Consider the following 20482-nt stretch of genomic DNA (forward strand, 5'->3'; position numbering starts at 1 on the left):
GGCGCCGGGTGCCGGGATCCACGCCACTGCGCTTCGTACTGTCGGCCTGTCAGCCGAGGGGCTGCGCGGAGGGGCCCGGGCGGCTATGGGCCTCCGGAGGAATCAGCGGCCCGTGGCCCTCCCCGCAGACGACCACAGCGCGCAGAGCTTCGCCGCAGTCCTCGTGGTGAACCGTCAAGGGCGGGCCCTGAGGGTCCGCTGCGTACTGGTCGCCCCACTGCTTGAGGGCGATCATCGCGGGCCATAGATCCCAGCCCTTGCGAGTGAGGCGGTACTCGTGTCGGGTGCGACTGCCCGGCTCACGGTAGGCGACGGTCTCCAGGATCCCGGCCGCGACCAGTTTGCGCAGCCTGTCCGCCAGGACGGCCTCGGACAGCCCGATGTGCCGGCGGAAGTCGTCGAAGCGCCTGACGCCGTTCATGGCGTCCCGAAGCAGCAACAGCGACCACTTCTCGCCGACCAGGTCCAGTGTCCGCTGGACTGTGCAGTTCTCGGTGCTCGTCTCCAGCCACCTCATGCGCCCATCCTAGGCTGACTTCACCATTGACAGCCAGCTGGCGGCCCAGCTAGCTTCGCCAGCAGAAGCCAGATCCAGGAGTGGGAATGCGCAGGTCACGTACATTCGAGTGGGAAGACCCCGTCATCTCCGCCAGTGCCGTCGCTCACCACAGCGGTCTTGGCTTCCTTCGCGAGATCCTGGCCGAGCGCCTGCCCGCTCCGCCGATCGCCGCAGCCCTGGGCTTCACCCTCGACGAGGCCGAGCACGGCCGGGTGGTCTTCGTGTTGGTGCCGGGCGAGGAGCACTACAACCCGATCGGCAGTGTCCACGGCGGCGTCTACGCCACGCTCCTCGACTCGGCGGCCGGCTGCGCAGTGCAGTCCGCGCTCCCCCAGGGCATGGCATACACCTCGATCGACCTGACCTTGAAGTTCCTCCGCCCGATCACCGTCGATACCGGCAAGGTCCGCGCCGTCGGCACGGTCCTCAACATGGGCCGCCGCACCGCCCTCGCCCAGGCAGAGCTCCGCGACTCCGACGACCGTTTGCTGGCCCACGCCACCAGCAGCTGCATGCTCTTCCCGGTCCCGTCCCGCTGACCGCCCTGCGCGGCGCGACCGGCCGAGCCGACAGGTGAGGATACGCCCGCCGGTCAGCCCGGTCTCCTGCTCGATGATGGTCGGCGAAGCCGCGCTTCGAATGGAGGCCGGTGAAGAAAGAGCGCCTCCGTCCCGACGGCGCAGATGTCTCCGCAGCCGGGTGCGGATGGCTGCTGATCACGGCCGTCATCGCGATCCCCGGATTCGTCCTGAACGACGGGCCCTTGACTCTGTACCTGGTTGTCGTGGGCGGCGTGATCGGGTCTCTGTGGGCGCGCAAGAGACTGCGCCGCTGACCCAGCGGCGCACCTTGGACCTCAAGTGCAGCACCTTCTCGCCCTTAATGACCACATGTGGATCGATGCGTCTGTTCGGGATCACGGAGAAGACCGCCATGAACTACGTGGAGACCGCACATCCCGAACGCACGGCCAAGCTGCCGAGGTGAGGCGGCCGTCAGCCTTCCGGGTCCGGATGCCAGGGGGCGCCTGTTCGGGTAGGGCGGGCACCGGCAGCGATCCGCAGTGCGTACCCAGGTCGGCGATCAGGTCGTCGGAGTCTTCGAGGCCGACGGACAGGCGGGCCATGCTGTCGGCGATGCCGCGCTTGACGCGCTCGGCCGGTCCAGGCCGTGGTGGGTGGTGGTGATGGGCTGGGTGACCAGTGACTCGACTCCGCCGAGGCTGGGCGCGATGGCGAACAGCCGGAGCTGGTCCACCACTGCGGCGGTCCGGTCGGCGTCCGCGTCCAGGACGGCACTGAGCATGCCGCCCCCGGACGGCGCCCCCGAGCGCGACGGCCAGGGCGACGTTCTCCGTACCCACGCAGGCCGCGCTCCCGCCCGCCGCCGTAGACGAGCGGCTCCAGCCGCACCCCGTGGCGCACGTACAAGGCGGCCGCGCCCTTCGGCGCGTACATCTTGTGCCCCACGACCGTCAGCAGGTCCACGCCCAGCTTGCCGACGTCGAGGGGAATCTTGCCAGCGGCCTGGGCGGCGTCGCAGTGGATGTCGTCGCCGTGCAGCGTGCCCGCGCCGTACTGGGCGTCGCCCGTGTGCCGCACGGTGTACACGAAGATGCCGCCGGGCCGCAGCACCCGGCAGACCTCGCCCACGACGGTGTGGATCTTCTGCGCGGACAGGACCGTACACGGCAGGGTGCGCGAACACGGCGTCGACCGAACCGTCCGGCAGCGGCAGTGGCTCGCGGACGTCGTACCCGGCCGTGGTCACCCGCTCGGCCACTTTGCGGGCGAGCGCGGCCCGGCGCAGCTGCTCCAGGCCGGTCGCGGAGAAGTCGGTGGCCTGGACGGTGAAGCCCTGCGCGGCGAAGAACAAGGCGTCGTGGCCATGCTCGGCGCCGAGTTCCAGCACCTCCCGCGCCCCGGCTGCCCGGAACATCCCGGCGGCATGGACCGCAGGCGCGGACGGCTCCTGCCCGTACATCCTGGGGTCAGCGGAGCACGTGCTGTGCCAGTGCGCGTTCTGTGCCTCGGCCAGATCCCGGTCGTCGCCTGCCACGGCTTTCGCCCCTTATGTGCTGATCAGTGGGCTGAGCCTAGGCGGCGCACACCTCCCAACCATAATCCATGATTCCGTGAATTCACGAGTTGATGTACTGTCGGGTTGTGCTGACCGTTGCCTCCGACATCGAGGTGCTGGCCCGTTTCGGCCGCGCGCTCGCCGACCCGATCCGCTGCCGCATCCTCCTTGCCCTACGCGAGGCGCCGGCCTACCCGTCCGACCTCGCCGACATCCTCGGCATCTCCCGCACCCGGCTGTCCAACCACCTGGCCTGCCTGCGCGACTGCGGCCTCGTCGTTACGGCCCCCGACGGGCGCCGCACCCGCTACGAGCTCGCCGACGAGCGCCTCGGCCACGCCCTGGACCACCTCCTGGCAGCCGTGGTCGCCGTCGAGACCGACAAGACCTGCCCGGACGCCGCCACGAAGGACTGCTGCTGATGACCGCGGTATCTCTCGGGCCGTCGCTGGCCCGCCGCGACGCGCTCGCCAGGCGCATACGCTTCCTGGTCGCCGCGACCATCACCTACAACGTCATCGAGGCCATCGCCGCGATCACCGCGGGCACGATGGCCTCCTCCACGGCACTGATCGGCTTCGGGCTGGACTCCGTGATCGAGGTGTCCTCCGCCGCGGCAGTCGCCTGGCAGTTCTCCGCCCGCGACCACGCCCTCCGCGAAGCGCGCGAGCAGCGCACCCTGCGGATCATCGCGGTGTCGTTCTTCGCCCTCGCCGCGTACGTCGCCTTCGACGCCATCCGCGCGCTCACCGGGACCGGCGAGGCCGAACGCTCCGTCTCCGGCATCGTCATCGCCGCCCTGTCGCTGGCGATCATGCCGTTCCTCTCCTTCGCCCAGCGCAAGGCCGGACGCGAACTCGGCTCCGCCTCCGCGGTCGCCGACTCCAAGCAGACGCTGCTGTGCACCTACCTGTCCGCCGTGCTGCTGGTTGGCCTGGTCCTCAACGCCACGCTCGGCTGGTCCTGGGCCGACCCGATCGCCGCCCTCGTGATCGCCGCCATCGCAGTGAAGGAGGGCCGCGACGCCTGGCAGGGCAAGGGCTGCTGCGCACCCACCGCCCACACGCCGGTCCCCGTCGGGGTGGCCGCGGCCGAGGCAGACGCATGTGGCTGCAAGCCGGGCTGCACCTGCTGCTCGTGAACATCTCATTGCCGCCCCGCCCTCCGTCTGGGTGCTCCGTCGATACTGACCTGGCAATCACGGAGCGGCGGGGGCAGCAGTGGAGTGGACGATCTGGGCCGGGTTCGCGGCCGGCCTGCTGATCTCGACGGTGACCGCGCCGGTCGGCGTGTCCGGCGCGGTCTTCCTCCTGCCGGTCCAGCTCAGCGTCCTCGGCGTCCCGAGTCCCGCCGTCACGCCGACGAACCTGCTGTTCAATGTGGTGGCCGGGCCAGGCGCACTCTGGCGCTACCGCCGCGACGGCGCTCTGCGTGGCGGACTGGCCCGGCGCCTCGTCGCATGGACACTGCCCGGCGTCATCGCCGGCGCCGCCATCCGCGTCTTCGCCCTCCCCGGCCCCGACGTCTTCCGCATCCTGGTCGCCGCGCTCCTACTGCCGCTCGGCGCGTGGCTGTGCCTGCGCACCCTGCGCCCCGCCCGGCGGCGGCCGGACGCGGCCGAGCCGTCGGCTCGCGTACTCGCTGCTCTCGCCATGACGGTCGGGGTGGTCGGCGGGATCTACGGGATCGGCGGCGGTTCCCTGCTCGGGCCCATCCTCGCCGCGCGCGGCATGCCCGTGGCCCGCATCGCACCGGCCACCCTCGCCGCCACCTTCACCACATCCGTCGCCGGGGCCGCCGCGTACGCCGCGCTGGCCCTGGCGAGTCCCGGGCCCGTCGCGCCCGACTGGTGGCTAGGTCTGGCCTGCGGCGCCGGGGGACTGATCGGCGGCTACCTCGGCGCACGGCTCCAGCCTCACCTGCCCGAAACCGCGCTCCGGCTCCTGCTTGGAGCCCTCGCGGGCGCCCTCGGCGCGGTGTACGCCGCCCAGGCCCTGGCCTGATCCCCGAGGCGGCCGGCTCGGGCGACGGAGGCTCCGCCAGCCCGAACCCGCGCGCTCGTCCATTTCTGAGCGCCGCACACGATCCGGTTCCGGCGTCATCACGTCCGGGAAATCCGCAAACCCGCGCGCTTCCAGCCGCGCGAAGCGGTAGATCCGCGCCACCCGTTTCGGGGTGACACCGACATGAGCCGCTCACCCCAGCGGCATCGGCCAGCGCGCCGGCCGGAATCGTGCCGTGCGAGGTCTCCAGACGCTCGCCTGCCCGCTGGACCAGGTCGAGACCACGCGCCGGGGTCTCGGCTCCCACAGGCGGACGGGCCCTCCCAGGTGCAGGAACAGGTGTGCCGATGGCATCGGCGGGACGTTCATCAGCCGGTGGTGCGGCACCCCGGTCAGACAGTAGATGTCGTCGATGAACCGGTCGAGCGGCGGAGCGGGCACCCGGCGGACGTATTCCATGGACGCAGTGTGGCCGCCCGACCGCTCACTTCGCGAGGATGGCGTCGCCGGCCCTGCCATCGATCGTCTCCGAGCCCGAGATCCCCCTCTTTCGGTGAGCCGCAGCCCGTTCTCAGAGCCACGGATCGAGGGCGTGCTTGCCACGCGTCCGGCCCGCTTCGAGTTCCTGAAGCACGGCCGGCCCCTCGGCCAGGGGATGGACCTGAGGGGTACCGGGCGGATACACGCCGTCGGCGATGAGTGCCTCGATCTCGGCGAGCAACTCACCGTAGATGGAGGGGGCTGCGGAGGCCAGCGCGCCGATGTGCAGGCCCTTGACTTGGACCTGGTGAGCAAAGACCAGGTCGTGTGTGGTCAGACCGGCGTCGCCGGAGGCGGCCCCGAACACGACGACGCGTCCGGTGAAGGGTTTGGTGACCGCCAGGCTGACCTGGAACGTGGCTTGTCCCACGGACTCCAGGACCAGGTCCACGCCTCCGGTCAGGCGGGTGATCTCAGCGGCCAGGTCGGGGTGCGCGCTGTCCAGGACCGCGTCGGCGCCGAGCGCCTTGACGGTGTCGTGCTTGGACGGTGAGGCCGTGGCGATCACCCGTGCGCCGTAGTGACGTGCGAGGCGGACAGCGGCCTGTCCCACACCGCCGGCCGCGGCGTGGATGAGCACCGCGTCGGCCGCCTTGAGCTCACCCAGCGGCTTCAGCGCCGCCAACGCGGTCGCCCAGTTCAGCACCAGACCGAGGGCTTCGGCGTCCGTCCAGCCGGACGGGACGGGTAGCACCTCCGCGGCGGGCATCGTCATGTACTGCGCGAAGGCGCCTGGGCCGGTCCCGACGACGTGGCTGCCGACCTTGAGGGGACGTGCGACCTCCGGTCCGACGCCCACGATCTCGCCGGCGGCTTCGAAGCCCGCGGCGTAGGGCGCCTGTGGTCCTCCAGCGTAGGTTCCACGGGTCTGCATGACGTCGGCGAAATTGACCCCGGCGGCGCCGACGCGGATCAGGTACTCGCCCGGGCCCGGGGCGGGGCGGCGTCGGCCGGTCGTGTGGTGCAGGTCCTTCGGCCCGCGGCGCGAGTGCTGGACCAGGGCCCGCATCGTCTGCTCGGCGCTGTGTTGCTGCTCGTTGATCTCCATGTACGGGAACGTAGAAGCTTCACACCGGTGGCAAGGTCAAGCGGTGATCATGCGTCAGTGGATCGGGCGTGTCGCAGATAGGCGTCGAGCGCTGCCTGTTGAGCACGGAGATCGGCGATGCGGGCATTGAGCCGATCGCGATAGCTCCGCACCTCCAGAAGGAACTCCGCGCACACCAGGCCCGTGCCGCCCTCATCGCGACCGTCCGTGAGGTGAGGCAGGATCTCCTTGATCAACCGCACCGGCAGTCCGGACTCGAGCAGCGAGCGGATGGCGAGGACCCGGTCGATGGTCGACCGGCAGTAGTCGCGGTACCCATTGCTGAAACGACCAGGGACGATCAAGCCCTCATCCTCGTAGTACCGCAACGACCTCGCACTCGCGCCGCTGATCCGGGACGCTTCGCTGATCCTCATACCTGGTGGCAACATCCGGGCGCTCCGCGAACTTCCACGCGACGCCCCTGCGGGAGCCGTCCGGAACAGGGCGGCGGCCTCGTCACTCCCGGGCCTCGGACGGGCCGAACGGGTGGGGACTCTCGGGGCACCCATGTGTGACGGGGGTCACGCCAAGCGGAAAACCTGACGGCCGTGCTCGGCGTCTAGCGGGTGTGAGATCAGTCAGGAAGGCACCGGGCGAGCTGGACGAGGAGCGTCTCGTCCGGCTGGTGGCCAGAGGTGACCGGGCCGCGTTCGAGGAGTTGTACCGGCGTACGTCGCCGTGGCTGGCGGTGCGCTTGCGGCGCCGCTGTGCGGACGAGCAGATCGTCGCCGAGGTCATGCAGGAGACGTATCTGGCGGTGTGGCGCGCGGCGGGTGTGTTCATCGGGACCGCGGCCGGGGGAAGCGCCGTCGGCTGGTTGTGGACGATCGCGGCGCGCCGGCTCGTCGACGCGTTCCGGCGCAGGGCCCACCACGCCGAGCCGCCGCTCGCGGCCGCCCCGCGGCCGCTGGCGCCCGCCGCCGAGGAGGAGGCGCTCGCGGCGACCGTCGGCGGTGAGGTCGGCGACGCGCTGCGGCGCCTCGCACCGGAGCTCAGAGACGTACTGCAGGCCATGGTGCTCGACGGGCTGTCCGTCCGGGAGACCTCGGTCCTGCTGGGACTGCCCGAGGGCACGGTCAAGACGCGGGCCCGCCGGGCCCGGCTCGAGATGCGGAGGGCGCTGGCATGAGCGGGGAACACGCGTCGGTTCGGATCATCGACGGTTACGCGCGCGGCGACACGGACCTCGCCGCCGACGAGATGTGGGCCCTGGAGGCCCATCTGGAGGCGTGCCGGGTCTGCCGTGACCGGCTGTCGGCCTCCGTCACGGCACAGGCGCCCGCCGTCGCGGCACTGGTCGGCACCGTGTGGTCCGACCTCGAACCCCTGCTCGCCGGCACCGCCCCGATGCCGCCTCGACGACGCTGGTCGTCGCGGCTGTCGGGGTGGATGACACCGGTGATGGTGCCGTGGCTGGCCATGGTCGTGGGCGTGACACTGCTCGCGTTGCTGCTCGACCTGGCCGACAGCGGCTCCGGCGAGGTGTCGCTGGTGCTGCTGCTCGCCCCGGTCCTGCCCGTGCTCGGCGTCGCGGCCTCGTGGTCGCGCGGTCTGGACCCGGCGTACGAGCTGACGGCCTCCGTGCCGAGGGCGGGGCTGTATCTGGTGCTGCGGCGTACCGCGTCCGTGCTCGCCGTGGTCGTCCCCGCGCTGCTGCTGTGCGGATGGGCGACGGGGGTGGCGGCCGCGCAATGGCTGCTGCCCTGTCTGGCCTTCACCTCGACGACCCTGGCGCTCGGCGGTGTCGTCGGCGTGACCCGCGCCGCCGCCTGGCTGGTGGCCGGGTGGGCCGCCGTGGTCGTGACGCCGACCCTGGCCGCCGGCCGTACGACCTTCGCCCTGCGGACGGAGGGTCTGCCCGTGTGGGGCCTCGTCCTCGCGCTCGGCATCGGTGTCGTGATCGCCCGCAGGGGCGCGTACTCCGTCCTGGGAGCCCATCGTTGACCATCGGAAAGGAACACCACATGGTGCCCGCGGTGAGCGCGGCCGACATCGCACCGACGCCCTACGCCTGGGAGATCCGGGCCACCGGGCTGAAGGTCAGGGTCGGCAGGAACCGGATGGCCGTCGACGGGCTCGACCTGTCACTGGGCACCGGCGTACACGGCCTCCTCGGCCCCAACGGGGCGGGCAAGACCACCCTCATCCGGGCGCTGGCCACCGTGCTGCGCCCCGCCGAGGGCACCCTGGAACTGCTCGGCGAGTCCGTGGGCGGGATGGGCGAGCACCGTGCGCTGCGTCGCCGGATCGGTTACCTGCCACAGGAGTTCGGCTACTACAAGCGCTTCACGGTCCGCGAGTTCGTCGAGTACATGGCGTGGCTGAAGGAGGTGCCCAAGGCGGACATCCCCGCGGCGGTGCAGCGCGCCGTGGAACGGGTGGGCCTGGCCGACCGTGCCGACCAGCGGATGAAGACCCTGTCCGGCGGCATGGTGCGGCGGGTGGGCATCGCCCAGGCCATCGTCAACGACCCGTCGATCCTGCTGCTGGACGAGCCGACGGTCGGCCTGGATCCGGCGCAGAGGCTGCGCTTTCGCGAGCTGCTGCTGGAGCTGGGCCAGGACGCCTGCGTGCTCGTCTCGACCCATCTCGTGGAGGACGTGGCCGCCGCCTGCGGCGACGTGGTGCTCTTCGCACAGGGCCGGCTGGTCTTCCAGGGCACCCCGGACGAGTTGGCGGCGGCGGGCGGCCCCGAGCACGTGGGCGACAGCCCGCTGGAACGCGGCTACTCAGCGCTGCTGCTCAACCCCGAGCGGGGAAGGGGAACTTGGTGAACATCCGCGTCCTGCGCATCGAGCTGAGGCGCTCCGTCGCCCCGTGGGCCGGCGCCGTGGTCCTGGTGGGCGCGCTGGCGTTCCTGTACGTGGTGAACGCCGAGTGGTGGAGGGGGACCACGGCGTGGACGGCCCAGTGGACGCCCCTGGCCCTGTGGACCCGCGCACTGCTGTTCTACCTGTGGCCGCTCGCCGTGGGGCTCGGGGCGCTGCAGGGCCTGCGCGACCACCGCTCGAAGATGTCCGAGCTGCTGGCGACCACCGCGCGTCCCGCCTGGCACCGCGCCGCCACCATGGCGGGCTCGACGGCGCTCACCCTGGCCTCGGCCTTCGCGCTCCTCGTCCTGGTGGGCGCGGTGCAGGTGCTCGCCCACACCGAGTACACGCACCTCGGGTGGCTGCCGATCTCACTGGTGGGGGCACTCTTCCTCGTCGCGGGTGCGGTGCTGGGCATGGGGGCCGGGCGGGCCCTGCCGTCCGCGCTCACCCCGCCGCTGCTGGCCATGGGTGCCTTCGTGTTCACGGTCCTCATGCACACGTCCCTGGGCCGGACGGAGACGGCCATGGCGATGGGGATCACGCACACCGAGCCGAACCGGGTCTCCCTGCTGTCACCCACGGTGGAGGTGCGCGGTGTGTTCGTCACGCTCTCCGCGTCCGTGCACGCCGGGCAGACGATCTGGCTGCTCGGCCTGGCCGCGACCGGCTTCGCGCTGCTGGTCGCCGCGGCCCCGAGGGCCCGGCTGATCGCCCTGACGCCCGTCGTGGCGGGCGCGGTGCTCGCGCTGCTCGTCCTTCCCTCCGACCCGCGCCGGATGTACGTCGTCGACAAGGCCGCCGCGGAGCTGGTGTGCGACGGCCCGGTGTGTGTGACCAGGACGCACCAGGAGCGACTCGCCGAACTGGCGGGCCCCGGCAAGGAAGCGCTGCGCCAGTTGCACAGCGCCTTGGGCGGCCGGGCACCTGTCTCGGTCCGGGAGAACACCGCCGTACTGCCGGAGGGCGCCTCGCCGCAGTGGTCCCGCAAGACCGTGCTCTTCGACTTCGACGACGAGATGATCACCGCCGTGCGGGGCGAGGAGCTGACCCGGGCCCTGGTCGCCAAGGGCATGGTGCCGGGGTGTGCCCCGGTCGGCTGGAGCAGCGTGGGGGGTGACACCTACGCGCAGACCCTCGCGGCGGGCTGGGTCCTCGGGGACCTCAGGTTGCTGCCCGGCACCATGCCGAGCGGTTTCCGCCGTGAGGCCGACGCCGAGATCCGCCCGTTGTGGAAGAGACTCATGGCGCTTCCGCGGGCCGAGCAGCTCTCGCGGATCAACGCGATGCGCGCCGCCGCGTTCTCCTGCGAGGGCGACGCGTACGAAACGCTGAAGGGCGGTGCGCCCCGGTGAGATGGCTGACCCTGTATGCGCGTTCGCGTCAGGTACCCGCGTCCCTCGCCGCGGTGCTGATCAGCGCGATGACGGTGGGGGCACTCGCCCGGGGCGGGGGCGAGGGGCCCGGTGATCCGCGGCTGCCCGTGCTCGCCCTTGCCGCGGGGGCGATGGCGGCCTCGGTCGGACTCGGCGGGCAGGACCTCGCGCTGGACCGGACGGCCGCGATCCGCTGGGTACCCCGCCGAGCGGCGCACGTGCTGCTCGCCGGCGCGGTCGTCTGCATGGTGCTGCTGACAGTGCAGACACTGGGCGCGGACCTGGCCACCACCACGTTCCTCGTCCGGGACAGTGCGGGCCTGATGGGACTGGTCGCCCTGGGCGCGGCGCTCTCGGGCGGCCAGTACGCGTGGACGCTGCCGTTCGCCTGGCTCTCGTTCTCGTTCTTCGCCCCACCTCCGACGAGTGCGCCGATGCGGGTGGCGACCTGGATGCTCCTGCCGCCCGGCACACCGGCGGGCACTTGGACGGCCCTGGTCCTCATGCTCGCCGGCACCACGGCCTACGCCGTCGCGGGACCGAGGCGGTAGCCGGTCCCGCACAGGGCTCGAACCACCAAGGCTCAGGCTCCGTCGAGTTCCTCGAACAGGGCGAAGGTCAGCGCGTCGACCGGGCGGAGGTGGGTGTCCGGCTGTTCTTCGCTGAAGGTGTTGACCATCATGACCACCGCCGTCGTGCTCCGCCTGCTGAACGCCGCACACGTGCTGAATCCACCGGTGCCGCCGTTGTGCCAGGTCATCGTGCGCCCACCGGACAGGGTGCTGAGGTGCCAGCCGAGCCCGACCCGCAGGTCCTGGTCGACGGTGAAGTGAGGGCGCTGGGCCAGTTCGATCGCGTCCCGCAACGGCGAGCGCTCCGGGCGCAGTTGTGCGCGCAGGTAGCGGAGCATGTCGTCGGCGGTGCTGTAGAGGGAGGAGCCCGCGCCGCTGAGGACGTGGTCGTGCCAGTCGGGGACGGGATCCCCGGCGAGATGTCCGACGGCCTTGCGGGAGGCCATGTCCGGCCTCAGGGTCGTCGTCGTGTCGGTCAGACGGAGCGGCGCTGTCACACGGCGCCGCAGCATCTCGTCCACGTCGTCGAAGGCCAGTGCCTGGGCGAGCAGTCCGAACCCGAGGTTCGCGTACTGGTAGGCGCTGCCCGGCTCGGTGCTCAGGGTCGTCTCGGCGAGGCCGACGGCCAGGTCGTCCAGCGTGTAGTGCGCGTACGGGTCGTAGGGGTCCGCCTCCGCCAGGAGGTTCGGCGGCAACGAGGGCAGACCGGAGGTGTGGGTCGCGAGGTCGACCAGGGTGATCCGCCGAGAGCCCTTGCTCGGGATGCGGAACCTGGGGGGAAGAACGAGCGGCGCGTCGAGGCGGGTTGTGCCCGCGCACACCGCGCGGGCGAGAGCCGTGGCGGTGAGGGTCTTGCCGATCGAGCCGAGCTGGAACACCGTGCGGCCGTCCGGTGCGGGGCCGTCCTGGGAGGCGCCCACCGCGTAGGCGTGTGCCCCACGGATCACTCCGCACACCACGCTCGGGCTGCCCGCGGCCAGAGCACGGTCGAGATAGGGCCGCACCCGTGCGGCCAGGTCGCCCTCGGCCGCCGTGGCGTCCAGGGGTAACAGCGCCACACCGGCCCCGGCTGCCGCCGCGCCCAGGAACTTACGTCGGTTCATGTACCACTCCTTGTCGTCGGGTTCGGTGCCGGTACCACCGCGGACAACAGCACGAGCAGCGGCACCACTCTGCCCGCGGGCACCTGGTAGTGCCCGCGCCCCTCGGCCTGGAGCCAGCCGGTGGCGGTGAGCTGTTTGAGGTGGTGGTAGAGCTGTCCGGTGGTGTTCAGTCCGGCTGTCTCCTGCAACTCGGCCGCGGACCGGGTTCCTCGCAGCACAGCGCGCAGCAGGGTGAGCCGCACGGGGTGCCCCAGGGCGGCGTACGGCGCGGCGTGATCCGCCCAGTCGGCTTCGAGCAGTTGCTCCGCCGCCGCGCCTTGCTGCCATTCGTAGTGTTCGCCCGTGGGCAGGTCCAGTGCGCCGGTGAAGAGCACCTGCCCGTCGCCCGTGAGCCGTCGGCGCAGCCCTTCAAGTGCCCAGAACACGTCTTTCCGCGACGCCGTGTCCGGTCCCGACTCCAGTCGCGACACCCGTTCTTCGAGCGCGGCGACTCGCTCCGCGAGCGACTCGTCAGCCATGAGGCAGACGTTACGTTATTCCGGAATAACAGAGCAAGTCTCTGGAGGCAGCCTCGCTCCTACCAAGGAAACATCCGGCCGTCGAGGGGGTTCGCTCCCTGTTCTGTGCTGGGGCCGTCCTCCCCTCCGAAGCACATGTCTGCCGGAGTGATCACGCGGCGGTCCGTCCCTAGCGTGTCTCGCATGCTGACCTTCTTATCGACCTCCAGGCCCGGCCCTGGAGTCCGGCGCGGGCGCACCGGCCTCGCGGTTCTCGCGGCGGCCTTGGTGCTGTCCTCCTGCCCGGGGGTGGCGACCGCGCAGGTGTCGGCCCCCCGTTCCTCCGTCGACTGCGGTACGCACGACGAGGTCCGCCGGGCGCTGCACGAGCTCACCGACCGCGAGGGGATCGCCGGTGCCGCGGTCCTGGTGGCCGACCCCACCGTGAAGGGGCCCTGCGGGCGCCGGGCCGAGGCCGCCGGAACGGCGGACCTTCGTACCGGACGCCGTATGAACGCCGCCGACCGGCTGCGCGTCGGCAGCGTGACCAAGACCTTCACCGCGACGCTCGTCCTGCAACTCGTCGCCGAGGGCCGCCTCTCGCTCGAGGACCCCGTCGACCGCCACCTGCCCGGGCTGGTACGGGGGCACGGCTACGACGGCCGCCGGATCACCGTGCGGCAACTCCTGCAGCACACCAGCGGGTTGCCCGACTACCTCGACGCTCCCGAATGGGAGCACCCCGAGCAGTTGCGGTATCGGCACTTCGAGCCACGCGACCTCGTCACGAGCGCCCTCGCGCTGCCTCGCCCGCAGAGCACCTGGCATTACGCCACCACCAACTACCTCCTCCTCGGCCTGATCGTCCGCGAGGTCACCGGCCGTACCCCCGAGGCGGAGATCACCCGCCGCGTCATCGAACCCCTCGGGCTGCACGACACCTACTGGCCCGGCGACGGCACACGGGTCCATGGACCGCACTCCCGCAGCTACTTCACCTCCGACGACGGTCGCCGCGTCGACGGCACCGCCTGGAACATGACCTTCGGCGGGGTCGGCGGCGCCCTGGTCTCGACACCGGCCGACCTGACGCGGTTCGCCTCCGCCCTGTTCGACGGCCGGCTGTTGCCCGCCGCCCAACTGGCCGAGATGCGGCGGACGGTGGACGCCGATCCCGACCGGCTGTGGCCCGGCGCCCGCTACGGGCTGGGCCTGATCTCCTCACCGCTGTCCTGCGGCGGAACGTGGTGGGGGCACGGCGGAACGGTACCCGGCGGTCACCGGGCCCTGGTCGCCGTAGGACCCGACGGCCGTGGTGTCGCCGTCGCCCTGAACCAGGTGCCCGCCTCCCTCCAGGCCGAGCACGCCTTCCTGGACCTCGTCGACAAGTCCCTCTGCCCTCAGGGCAAGCCCTCCGAAAGGACTCCCGCGTGACCGGCTCCACCCGCCCCACCGCCCTGTCCCCCGCTGCCCGCGTGGCGCGCACCGCGGCAGGGGCCGCCCTGTGCCTCGTCGGGGCCCTCACCCTCGCCGGGCCGCCCGCCTCGGCCGAACCCGCACGCACGGCCGGGGACCCGCTCGCCCGCTACCACCACCAACCCCTCACCTGGAAGAGCTGCCTGCTCGGCCCCGACGACGAAACCGGCAAGGAACTCCAGCAGGCGGGCGCCCAATGCGCCGACGTCACCGTCCCGTTGAACTACGACGACCCGGACGGGCGTACGATCACCGTCGCGATCTCGCGGATCCGGGCCACCGACACGGCCCATCGCGTCGGCGCGCTGCTCCTCAACGGCGGTGGCCCCGGCGGTCAGACGATCGGCGACCCGCCGTGGGTGCGCGCGGCGATGCGGCAGGTCGGTGAGCGCTACGACGTGGTGGGCGTGGACCCTCGATTCGTCGGCCGCAGCACACCGTTGGACTGTCACTGGCCCACCGGTTCGTTCATACGCGGGGCGGGGAGCGACCGTGCCGGGTTCGACCGCGGGGCGGTGTTCGCCGAGGAACTCGCCCGACGCTGCCGGACGTACGAGGGCGACGTACTGCCCCATGCCACTACGCGCAACACCGCGCGCGACATGGACGTCGTCCGCGCCGCGCTCGGCGAGCGCCGGATCTCCTACCTCGGCTACTCGTACGGGACCTACCTCGGCCAGGTGTACGCCACGATGTTCCCCGGCCGCACCGACCGGGTCGTGCTCGACGGCGTCGTCGCTCCCGACCGCTACAACCCCCGGCTGCTGCGGGGCACGGAGCAGGCCAACCGGCATGCCCTGGAGGGTTGGGCCGCCTGGGCCGCCGCCCGTGACACCACCTACGGTCTGGGGCGCACGCGGAGCGCGGTGCTGGCGGTCGTGGACCGGATCCAGGCGGCGGCCGGACGCGCACCCCTGCTGATGGGCGACCACCGGGTGAACGAGCAGGTGGTACCCGTCGTCGTCTTCAACGGTCTCTCGCAGGACAACGACGTGGCGTACGCCGATCTCGCGCAGGCCGTGCGGGACATGCGGCGGGCCGCCGAAGGCCACGCGGTCACCCCCTCGCCGGGCCTGGCCGGCGTGCTCGACTTCCTGCTGAGCGGATCCGACTCCTCCTACGGCAGTGCCCAGTCGGCGATCCTGTGCGGCGACGTGGCCGCGCCGCGCGACCCGGAGACGTACTGGCGCGATGTGCAACGCGCGCGTACGCGGGACGCGTTGTTCGGTCCCGTCACCCACAACATCGGACCGTGCGCGTTCTGGGACCCGCCGCGCGAGCGCCCGACCACGGTCCGCGGCGATCTGCCGGCCCTGCTCGTCAACGCGACGGGCGACCCCCGCAGCACCTACCAGAGCGCGCTGACCGTACGCCACATGTGGCGCTCCTCCCGACTGGTCACTCTCAGCGGCGCCGACCAGCACGCCGTGTACGGCGTCGCCGGCAGCACCTGCGTCGACACGACCGTCAACACCTACCTCACCACCGGCCACCTGCCGTCCACGGACGTCACCTGCGACAGGGGGAAGGGGGCCAAGCCCGAGAAATCGGTCGCGCCCAGTGAGGCAGGCCATTAACTTCCGCCTGAGGCAGTGGCGTTACCGGATGCGACCGCGAAGGGAACCGGCATGGAGACCGAGGGCGCACGAACCGACCGGCTGGGCTTGCTGCTCAACCAGTTCGACCACGCCAGGGAGATGGCCCAGGTACGGCTGACGGGGCTCAGCGACGAGGAGTACCTGTGGGAGCCGGCGCCCGGTTGCTGGTCGATCCGGCGTCGGGGCGAGGCGACGACGCCCAGGGCGTTCGGGCCGGGCGAGTGGGTGCTCGACCAGGGCGCCCCTGACATCCCGGCGAGCGAGTACGCCGAGGTCGCCCGGCAGGCCGCCGGTGGTATGACCGTCGACAGGATCGCCGACGACTGGAGCGTGAGTGTCGAGCGGGTCGAGCAGGTCCTCGCCCACACCGGTGCGCCGGAGCCCGACGAACCGCCGATCACGACCATCGCGTGGCGCCTGGGGCACCTGCACTTCCACTTCGCGGGCCAGTGGGAGTGGACCTTCGGTGAACGGCGGCAGGAACCGAAGCTGCTCGTCGACTTCACCCCCTCCGCCTCCTTGACGCTCGACCGGTTCTGGACGCTGATCGACCGCTGGCGCGACAGCGTTGCCACCGTCACCGACGAGCAGCTCGACACGGTCGGCTTCTCCCAGTACCCGTACAGCAACGACGCCGACCACCCCTTCGCCGGCGTGCTGTCCGGCGCCAACCTCGAATTCATCCACCACATGGCCGAGATCGCCCTGCTCCGCGATCTGTGGCGGGCCCGCTTCACCACGACCGGGTAGCCCGCTGCCGCGTCGGTCCCGCTGGTGGGCGTTCGCCGGGCGTCGACTACGTTCCCCTTCAGGACGGCGGGACGGAGGGGGAGGCCGTGACACAGTACCTGGGGCCGTTGGAACCGCTCGGCGACCAGTGGGTGATCGGGGACCCCGCGCGTGAGGACGGCCTGTCCATCGTGCTCACGCCCGAGGGCCTGGAGCACCGCCGGCACGGGGAGGTGGCACCCCTGATCACCCTCGATTGGTCCCAGTTGATGGAGCTGAGGGTGCGCGCCGCGTACCGGAGGTGGCAGGCCGGCCCCGCCGCAGGCATCATCGGGGCCGCCCAGCCCGGCGCCGACATGGGCCGCGACGGCTGCTCCCTGCACGGCATCCGGCGCCATCCGTACGAGCCGTGGAAGGTGCGGTACACGCATCACCGGCGCCGTTACACCGGCGGCCACGTCATTGTGCTGAAGGCGCTGTTCGACCAGCTCACCGAGGCCAAGGAACTGGCCCGGCTCGGTGACCCCGAGTGGCTGGGCGCGGCGGTCGCCAAGCTGTCGTCGTGCACGTCGTGGTACGCGCCCAAGGGTGACCGTCTGGTGCGGGAGACCGTCCGGAACCTCGGCACCTGAGGGAGGCGAGCGCCTCCCGCGGCAGGAGGACCGCGCGCTCCAGCGGGCCGAGCCGCCGTGCTTCCGCGTGGACCTGGTGATCCATGACTGCCTCGGTGGCTGCACGACGCAGGAGCGCGACGCGTTCTACGCGAGCCGTCCCGGTCCACGGCCCAGCACACTGCCACGGCACGACAGCGCGACCAGGTACCGCGTCGACGTCACCTCCGGCGGCGGACGCACCGCGTACCTGGTCCGCTATCCGCGCACCTGGTGGCGACCGGCCTACTGGGAGGGCGAGCAGAAGTCCGAGAAGAGGCCGCTCGACTACTTCCTGTGGCTCCGGGCCACGGCCGCGGAGGGCCGGGGCGACCTGGCCGAGAAGATCATGAACGACGTGTTCCGGCAGCGCCCCGCCGACGGCGCGTGAGGGCCCGGGGAGGTCCGGCTCGGCGGGGCGGCTCCGGCATGTGGGTGGATCTGCATATCGTACGAGGAGATCGCCACCTGCCCGGGAGTTCGTATGACCGGTAGTCGTCGGAAGAGACCGTCCGACGCCTCGGAAGCCTTCGAGGCCATCGAGCCTCCCCGCAACACCGAACTGATCGCCGGCGTGCTGTCGGTGACGGTCCTGGTGGAGGTCCTCGGTGTGCTGTCCGGGTCCGAGGTGTGGCTCCTGGGGCTTCTGGTGTTCCTGCCGGGGGCGGCGTCGGCGCTGTGCTCCGTCCGGCAGACGACGTTCGTCGCCGCGTGGACCACGCTCTTCGTCACCACGACCGTGCTGGTGCGGGACGTCGCCGAGGGCCGGTGGCTCGACCGCGCGCTGTTGATCCTGCTCACCCTCGCCCTGGCCGTGACCTCCGTCTACGCCTGCCACCGGCGGGTCAGGCGCGAGCACGAGATGCTGCGTCTGCGCTCCACCGCCGCGGCGATGCAGCGGCACATCCTGCACCCCCTTCCCCTGGTCACCGAGGACGTCCTGGTCAACGGTGTCTATGAACCCGTGCAGGAGGATCGGCTCGTCGGCGGCGACATCTACGAGGTGGTCGCCTCGCCCTGGGGCACCCGGGTCCTGATCGGAGACGTGCAGGGCAAGGGCCTGGCCGCCGTGGGCACGGCGTTCGCCGTCATCGGAGCCTTCCGCGAGGGGGCGTACCGCGAGCCCACGCTCACCGCGCTCGTCGACGCCCTGGACGCCGCCGTCGTCCGCCACAACTCGTACGCCGAACACGCGGGCGACGACGAACGCTTCGTCACCGCCCTCGTCATCGGCATCGACACGCACACCGAGGAGGTGCAGGCCGTCAACTGCGGGCACATCCTGCCCCACGTGATGCACGGGGGCGGCGTCACCACGCCCCCGTTGGAGCCAGGCGTGCCCCTCGGGCTCGCCTCGCTCGCCCTCGAACCCACGACCGTGGGCTGGTTCGAGTTCCCGGAGGATGCCACGCTGCTGCTGAGCACCGACGGCCTCACCGAGACCCGTGCGGCCGACGGCTCGTTCTACCCGGTCGACGAGCGCCTGGCGAAGCACCTCGGCCTCTCCCCCACCGAACTGCCCCGCGCCCTGTACGAGGACGCCCGCGCGTTCGCGGGGCACGGGGGCCGGCACGACGACGTCGCCGTCCTGACCGTCCGCCGCGCACCACGCCTCTGAAAAAGCGGGACGTCACGCTTCCCACAGCGCGCACCCAGCGAGCGCACATGACTCTCACGGCCGGCCGAGAGAGTGTCGCCCCATGTCCAGCGCTTCCGGTACCCGCGGCGGCACGGTCCACGTGCTGATGGTCGACGACGAGCCCGGGCTCACCGAGCTGCTGTCCGCAGCCGTGGGCGAGGCGGGGTGGCGGTCCTTCACCGCGGAGGACGGACGCGGCGCGCTGCGCATCGCGCGGGACTGCGCCCCGGACCTCGTCGTCCTCGGCCCGTCATTCCGGCCGTCCCCGCGAAGGGCGCCTGCCGGGCTTCTGCCCCGGTCGGGCGCCCTTCCTGCGGGCGCGGGCTCCAGGTGGTGCACTGGAACCAGGTGCGCATGCCGTGAGGAGGTGCCCGCCATGAACGAGACGGTGCTGGTCGCCTACGGATCGACCAACGGCTCGACGGCCGAGATCGCCGAGCGCGTCGGTGAGGTCCTGAGCAAGGAGGGGCTGACGGTGGACGTGCGGTCCGCCGCCCGCGTCGCCGACGTCACGCCGTACGGCGCGGTCGTGCTCGGCGGCGGACTGTACGCGGGCCGCTGGCAGCGTGACGCCCGCCGCTTCGCGCGCCGCCACCGCAAGGCCCTGGCGGAGCGCCCGGTGTGGCTGTTCAGCAGCGGTCCGCTGGACCCGTCGGCGTCCGAACGGGACATCCCGCCGGCGCCCGGGGTGCGGCGCGTGGTGAACCGTACCGACGCCCGGGGGCACATCACGTTCGGCGGGCGTCTGGAAGGTGAGGTCAAGGGGCGCGTCGCCCGGATGATCGTCAACTCCGGAAAGGGCGGCGACTTCCGCGACTTCGAGCAGATCGCCGCCTGGGCGGCCACGGTGGCCCACGACCTCAGGGGTCCCGACGTCTGACCGAGAGGCCGCGGCTCCGGTCGGACAGTACGGTGCAAGCACGGATGTCGAACGCCGTGGCGGACCGAGGAGGCGGCATGGCCGGCAAGAACGCGGAGAAGCTGCCGCGCAAGACGTACGAGAAGGAACTGCTGCGTCTTCAGACCGAGCTGGTGAAGCTCCAGGAATGGGTGCGGGCGGAGGGCGCCCGGCTGATCGTGATCTTCGAGGGGCGGGACGCGGCCGGCAAGGGCGGCACCATCCAGCGGATCGCCGAGCACCTCAACCCGCGCGCCGCCCGGATCGCGGCGCTGCCGAAGCCGACCGAGCGTGAACGCGGCCAGTGGTACTTCCAGCGGTACATCGCGCACCTGCCGGCGGCCGGGGAGATCGTGCTGTTCGACCGCAGCTGGTACAACCGGGCCGGCGTCGAGCATGTCATGGGCTTCTGCACGAAGGAGGAGTACCAGCGCTTCCTGCGCCAGTGCCCGATCTTCGAACGGATGCTGGTCGAGGAGGGCATCCTGCTGCGCAAGTACTGGTTCTCGGTGAGCGACACCGAGCAGCAGGAACGCTTCCGGCGGCGGTTGGAGGACCCCCTGAGACGCTGGAAGCTGTCGCCCATGGACCTGGAGTCCATCACCCACTGGGAGGCCTACTCCCGCGCCAAGGACGAGATGCAGGTGCACACCGACATCGCCGAGGCACCGTGGTACGTCGTCGAGAGCGACGACAAGCGCCGGGCCCGGCTGAACATGATCGCGCACCTCCTGGACTCCGTGCCGTACCACGAGGTGCCGCCACCCGTGCTGGAGCTCCCCGAGCGGCCCCCGTCCACCGGCTACCAGCGCCCGCCACGCGATCTGCAGACCTACGTCCCCGACCACACGACCAGCCTGTGA

24 protein-coding genes and 3 pseudogenes are annotated in these 20482 nt (G+C 71.6%); 18 read left to right on the top strand and 9 right to left on the bottom strand.

The window, feature by feature from the left end; genetic code table 11:
* Positions 1–49: 49 nt before the first annotated feature.
* The gene (locus ACGFNV_RS43665) at positions 50–517 is read right to left on the bottom strand and encodes a winged helix-turn-helix transcriptional regulator (protein ID WP_393630895.1); all 468 of its coding nucleotides are present in this window, start codon (positions 515–517) and stop codon (positions 50–52) included.
* A gap of 86 nt (positions 518–603) precedes the next feature.
* Here ACGFNV_RS43665 and ACGFNV_RS43670 point away from each other — a divergent pair, with 86 nt between their 5' ends.
* Positions 604–1098 (top strand): PaaI family thioesterase, encoded by a 495-nt coding sequence (locus ACGFNV_RS43670; RefSeq protein WP_393630897.1) that lies wholly within the window; start codon positions 604–606, stop codon positions 1096–1098.
* Positions 1099–1208: 110 nt separating this feature from the next.
* The gene (locus ACGFNV_RS43675; protein ID WP_393630898.1) at positions 1209–1394 is read left to right on the top strand and encodes a hypothetical protein; all 186 of its coding nucleotides are present in this window, start codon (positions 1209–1211) and stop codon (positions 1392–1394) included.
* A 297-nt stretch (positions 1395–1691) separates the two neighbouring features.
* Here the strand turns inward: ACGFNV_RS43675 and ACGFNV_RS43680 are convergent.
* The 3 pseudogenes from ACGFNV_RS43680 to ACGFNV_RS43690 all read right to left on the bottom strand — a co-directional run.
* Positions 1692–1864 (bottom strand): annotated as a pseudogene (locus tag ACGFNV_RS43680) (PLP-dependent transferase); the annotation flags it as partial.
* Between the two features lie 134 nt (positions 1865–1998).
* Positions 1999–2211, bottom strand: a pseudogene (locus ACGFNV_RS43685) (aminotransferase class V-fold PLP-dependent enzyme); the annotation flags it as partial.
* A gap of 100 nt (positions 2212–2311) precedes the next feature.
* Positions 2312–2542, bottom strand: a pseudogene (locus tag ACGFNV_RS43690) (SAM-dependent methyltransferase); the annotation flags it as partial.
* A 182-nt stretch (positions 2543–2724) separates the two neighbouring features.
* Here ACGFNV_RS43690 and ACGFNV_RS43695 point away from each other — a divergent pair.
* From ACGFNV_RS43695 to ACGFNV_RS43705, 3 genes are all read left to right on the top strand, one after another.
* On the top strand, positions 2725–3060 hold the full coding sequence (locus ACGFNV_RS43695; RefSeq protein ID WP_393630899.1) for an ArsR/SmtB family transcription factor: 336 nt from the start codon (positions 2725–2727) through the stop codon (positions 3058–3060).
* Positions 3060–3779, top strand: a complete 720-nt coding sequence (locus ACGFNV_RS43700; RefSeq protein WP_393630901.1) for a cation transporter — start codon at positions 3060–3062, stop codon at positions 3777–3779. Before ACGFNV_RS43695 ends, ACGFNV_RS43700 begins: the two co-directional genes overlap by 1 nt.
* 79 nt (positions 3780–3858) lie before the next feature.
* Positions 3859–4641 (top strand): sulfite exporter TauE/SafE family protein, encoded by a 783-nt coding sequence (locus tag ACGFNV_RS43705; RefSeq protein ID WP_393630903.1) that lies wholly within the window; start codon positions 3859–3861, stop codon positions 4639–4641.
* A 192-nt stretch (positions 4642–4833) separates the two neighbouring features.
* Here ACGFNV_RS43705 and ACGFNV_RS43710 read toward each other — a convergent pair whose 3' ends face one another.
* From ACGFNV_RS43710 to ACGFNV_RS43720, 3 genes are all read right to left on the bottom strand, one after another.
* The gene (locus ACGFNV_RS43710) at positions 4834–5100 is read right to left on the bottom strand and encodes a hypothetical protein (protein ID WP_393630905.1); all 267 of its coding nucleotides are present in this window, start codon (positions 5098–5100) and stop codon (positions 4834–4836) included.
* A 112-nt stretch (positions 5101–5212) separates the two neighbouring features.
* Entirely contained in the window at positions 5213–6229 is a 1017-nt protein-coding gene (locus tag ACGFNV_RS43715; RefSeq protein WP_393630907.1) for a zinc-binding dehydrogenase, read from the bottom strand.
* A gap of 47 nt (positions 6230–6276) precedes the next feature.
* Positions 6277–6660 carry a MerR family transcriptional regulator gene (locus tag ACGFNV_RS43720; RefSeq protein ID WP_393630909.1) on the bottom strand — a complete coding sequence of 128 codons (384 nt, stop codon included), beginning with the start codon at positions 6658–6660 and terminating at the stop codon, positions 6277–6279.
* Positions 6661–6839: 179 nt separating this feature from the next.
* Here ACGFNV_RS43720 and ACGFNV_RS43725 point away from each other — a divergent pair, with 179 nt between their 5' ends.
* From ACGFNV_RS43725 to ACGFNV_RS43745, 5 genes are read left to right on the top strand one after another with little or no spacing between them, the layout of a single operon-like run.
* Positions 6840–7400 (top strand): RNA polymerase sigma factor, encoded by a 561-nt coding sequence (locus ACGFNV_RS43725; protein ID WP_393630910.1) that lies wholly within the window; start codon positions 6840–6842, stop codon positions 7398–7400.
* Positions 7397–8215 (top strand): zf-HC2 domain-containing protein, encoded by an 819-nt coding sequence (locus ACGFNV_RS43730; protein WP_393630912.1) that lies wholly within the window; start codon positions 7397–7399, stop codon positions 8213–8215. Before ACGFNV_RS43725 ends, ACGFNV_RS43730 begins: the two co-directional genes overlap by 4 nt.
* A 20-nt stretch (positions 8216–8235) precedes the next feature.
* Entirely contained in the window at positions 8236–9045 is an 810-nt protein-coding gene (locus ACGFNV_RS43735; protein WP_393630952.1) for an ABC transporter ATP-binding protein, read from the top strand.
* Positions 9042–10436, top strand: coding sequence for a hypothetical protein (locus ACGFNV_RS43740; protein ID WP_393630914.1), 1395 nt, complete (start codon positions 9042–9044; stop codon positions 10434–10436). The genes ACGFNV_RS43735 and ACGFNV_RS43740 overlap by 4 nt, the downstream gene beginning before the upstream one ends.
* Complete coding sequence (locus ACGFNV_RS43745; RefSeq protein WP_393630916.1) at positions 10433–11008, top strand: hypothetical protein; 576 nt, start codon at positions 10433–10435, stop codon at positions 11006–11008. The genes ACGFNV_RS43740 and ACGFNV_RS43745 overlap by 4 nt, the downstream gene beginning before the upstream one ends.
* A gap of 32 nt (positions 11009–11040) precedes the next feature.
* Here ACGFNV_RS43745 and ACGFNV_RS43750 read toward each other — a convergent pair whose 3' ends face one another.
* Together ACGFNV_RS43750 and ACGFNV_RS43755 are read right to left on the bottom strand one after the other, a co-directional pair.
* Positions 11041–12132 (bottom strand): serine hydrolase domain-containing protein, encoded by a 1092-nt coding sequence (locus ACGFNV_RS43750; protein ID WP_393630918.1) that lies wholly within the window; start codon positions 12130–12132, stop codon positions 11041–11043.
* Positions 12129–12650, bottom strand: a complete 522-nt coding sequence (locus ACGFNV_RS43755; RefSeq protein WP_133932561.1) for a winged helix-turn-helix domain-containing protein — start codon at positions 12648–12650, stop codon at positions 12129–12131. The genes ACGFNV_RS43750 and ACGFNV_RS43755 overlap by 4 nt, the downstream gene beginning before the upstream one ends.
* A gap of 183 nt (positions 12651–12833) precedes the next feature.
* Here ACGFNV_RS43755 and ACGFNV_RS43760 point away from each other — a divergent pair, with 183 nt between their 5' ends.
* The 8 genes from ACGFNV_RS43760 to ppk2 all read left to right on the top strand — a co-directional run bounded on the left by ACGFNV_RS43760 (position 12834) and on the right by ppk2 (position 20482).
* Positions 12834–14063, top strand: a complete 1230-nt coding sequence (locus ACGFNV_RS43760; protein ID WP_393630920.1) for a serine hydrolase domain-containing protein — start codon at positions 12834–12836, stop codon at positions 14061–14063.
* Positions 14060–15682 (top strand): alpha/beta fold hydrolase, encoded by a 1623-nt coding sequence (locus tag ACGFNV_RS43765; protein WP_393630922.1) that lies wholly within the window; start codon positions 14060–14062, stop codon positions 15680–15682. The genes ACGFNV_RS43760 and ACGFNV_RS43765 overlap by 4 nt, the downstream gene beginning before the upstream one ends.
* A 51-nt stretch (positions 15683–15733) precedes the next feature.
* Entirely contained in the window at positions 15734–16453 is a 720-nt protein-coding gene (locus ACGFNV_RS43770; RefSeq protein ID WP_393630924.1) for a DinB family protein, read from the top strand.
* Between the two features lie 86 nt (positions 16454–16539).
* Positions 16540–17064: a hypothetical protein gene (locus tag ACGFNV_RS43775; protein WP_393630926.1), complete on the top strand. Its 525-nt coding sequence runs from the start codon at positions 16540–16542 to the stop codon at positions 17062–17064.
* 67 nt (positions 17065–17131) lie between these two features.
* Positions 17132–17473, top strand: coding sequence for a hypothetical protein (locus ACGFNV_RS43780; RefSeq protein ID WP_393630928.1), 342 nt, complete (start codon positions 17132–17134; stop codon positions 17471–17473).
* A gap of 93 nt (positions 17474–17566) precedes the next feature.
* Positions 17567–18700, top strand: a complete 1134-nt coding sequence (locus ACGFNV_RS43785; RefSeq protein WP_393630930.1) for a PP2C family protein-serine/threonine phosphatase — start codon at positions 17567–17569, stop codon at positions 18698–18700.
* A gap of 397 nt (positions 18701–19097) precedes the next feature.
* Positions 19098–19601, top strand: a complete 504-nt coding sequence (locus ACGFNV_RS43790) for a flavodoxin domain-containing protein (protein ID WP_393630954.1) — start codon at positions 19098–19100, stop codon at positions 19599–19601.
* Positions 19602–19678: 77 nt separating this feature from the next.
* Positions 19679–20482: a polyphosphate kinase 2 gene (gene ppk2, locus ACGFNV_RS43795; protein WP_393630931.1), complete on the top strand. Its 804-nt coding sequence runs from the start codon at positions 19679–19681 to the stop codon at positions 20480–20482.

Origin of the sequence: Streptomyces sp. NPDC048751, assembly GCF_043198595.1 — a bacterium.
Classification (GTDB): Bacteria; Actinomycetota; Actinomycetes; order Streptomycetales; family Streptomycetaceae; genus Streptomyces.

Bases quoted from the DNA above. Each gene is read 5' to 3' on its own strand.
- ACGFNV_RS43665 (WP_393630895.1), bottom strand. From the start codon at position 517: ATGAGGTGGCTGGAGACGAGCACCGAGAACTGCACAGTCCAGCGGACA.
- ACGFNV_RS43670 (WP_393630897.1), top strand. From the start codon at position 604: ATGCGCAGGTCACGTACATTCGAGTGGGAAGACCCCGTCATCTCCGCC.
- ACGFNV_RS43700 (WP_393630901.1), top strand. From the start codon at position 3,060: ATGACCGCGGTATCTCTCGGGCCGTCGCTGGCCCGCCGCGACGCGCTC.
- ACGFNV_RS43710 (WP_393630905.1), bottom strand. From the start codon at position 5,100: ATGGAATACGTCCGCCGGGTGCCCGCTCCGCCGCTCGACCGGTTCATC.
- ACGFNV_RS43715 (WP_393630907.1), bottom strand. From the start codon at position 6,229: ATGGAGATCAACGAGCAGCAACACAGCGCCGAGCAGACGATGCGGGCC.
- ACGFNV_RS43720 (WP_393630909.1), bottom strand. From the start codon at position 6,660: ATGTTGCCACCAGGTATGAGGATCAGCGAAGCGTCCCGGATCAGCGGC.
- ACGFNV_RS43730 (WP_393630912.1), top strand. From the start codon at position 7,397: ATGAGCGGGGAACACGCGTCGGTTCGGATCATCGACGGTTACGCGCGC.
- ACGFNV_RS43735 (WP_393630952.1), top strand. From the start codon at position 8,236: ATGGTGCCCGCGGTGAGCGCGGCCGACATCGCACCGACGCCCTACGCC.
- ACGFNV_RS43750 (WP_393630918.1), bottom strand. From the start codon at position 12,132: ATGAACCGACGTAAGTTCCTGGGCGCGGCGGCAGCCGGGGCCGGTGTG.
- ACGFNV_RS43755 (WP_133932561.1), bottom strand. From the start codon at position 12,650: ATGGCTGACGAGTCGCTCGCGGAGCGAGTCGCCGCGCTCGAAGAACGG.
- ACGFNV_RS43760 (WP_393630920.1), top strand. From the start codon at position 12,834: ATGCTGACCTTCTTATCGACCTCCAGGCCCGGCCCTGGAGTCCGGCGC.
- ACGFNV_RS43770 (WP_393630924.1), top strand. From the start codon at position 15,734: ATGGAGACCGAGGGCGCACGAACCGACCGGCTGGGCTTGCTGCTCAAC.
- ACGFNV_RS43785 (WP_393630930.1), top strand. From the start codon at position 17,567: ATGACCGGTAGTCGTCGGAAGAGACCGTCCGACGCCTCGGAAGCCTTC.
- ACGFNV_RS43790 (WP_393630954.1), top strand. From the start codon at position 19,098: ATGAACGAGACGGTGCTGGTCGCCTACGGATCGACCAACGGCTCGACG.
- ppk2 (WP_393630931.1), top strand. From the start codon at position 19,679: ATGGCCGGCAAGAACGCGGAGAAGCTGCCGCGCAAGACGTACGAGAAG.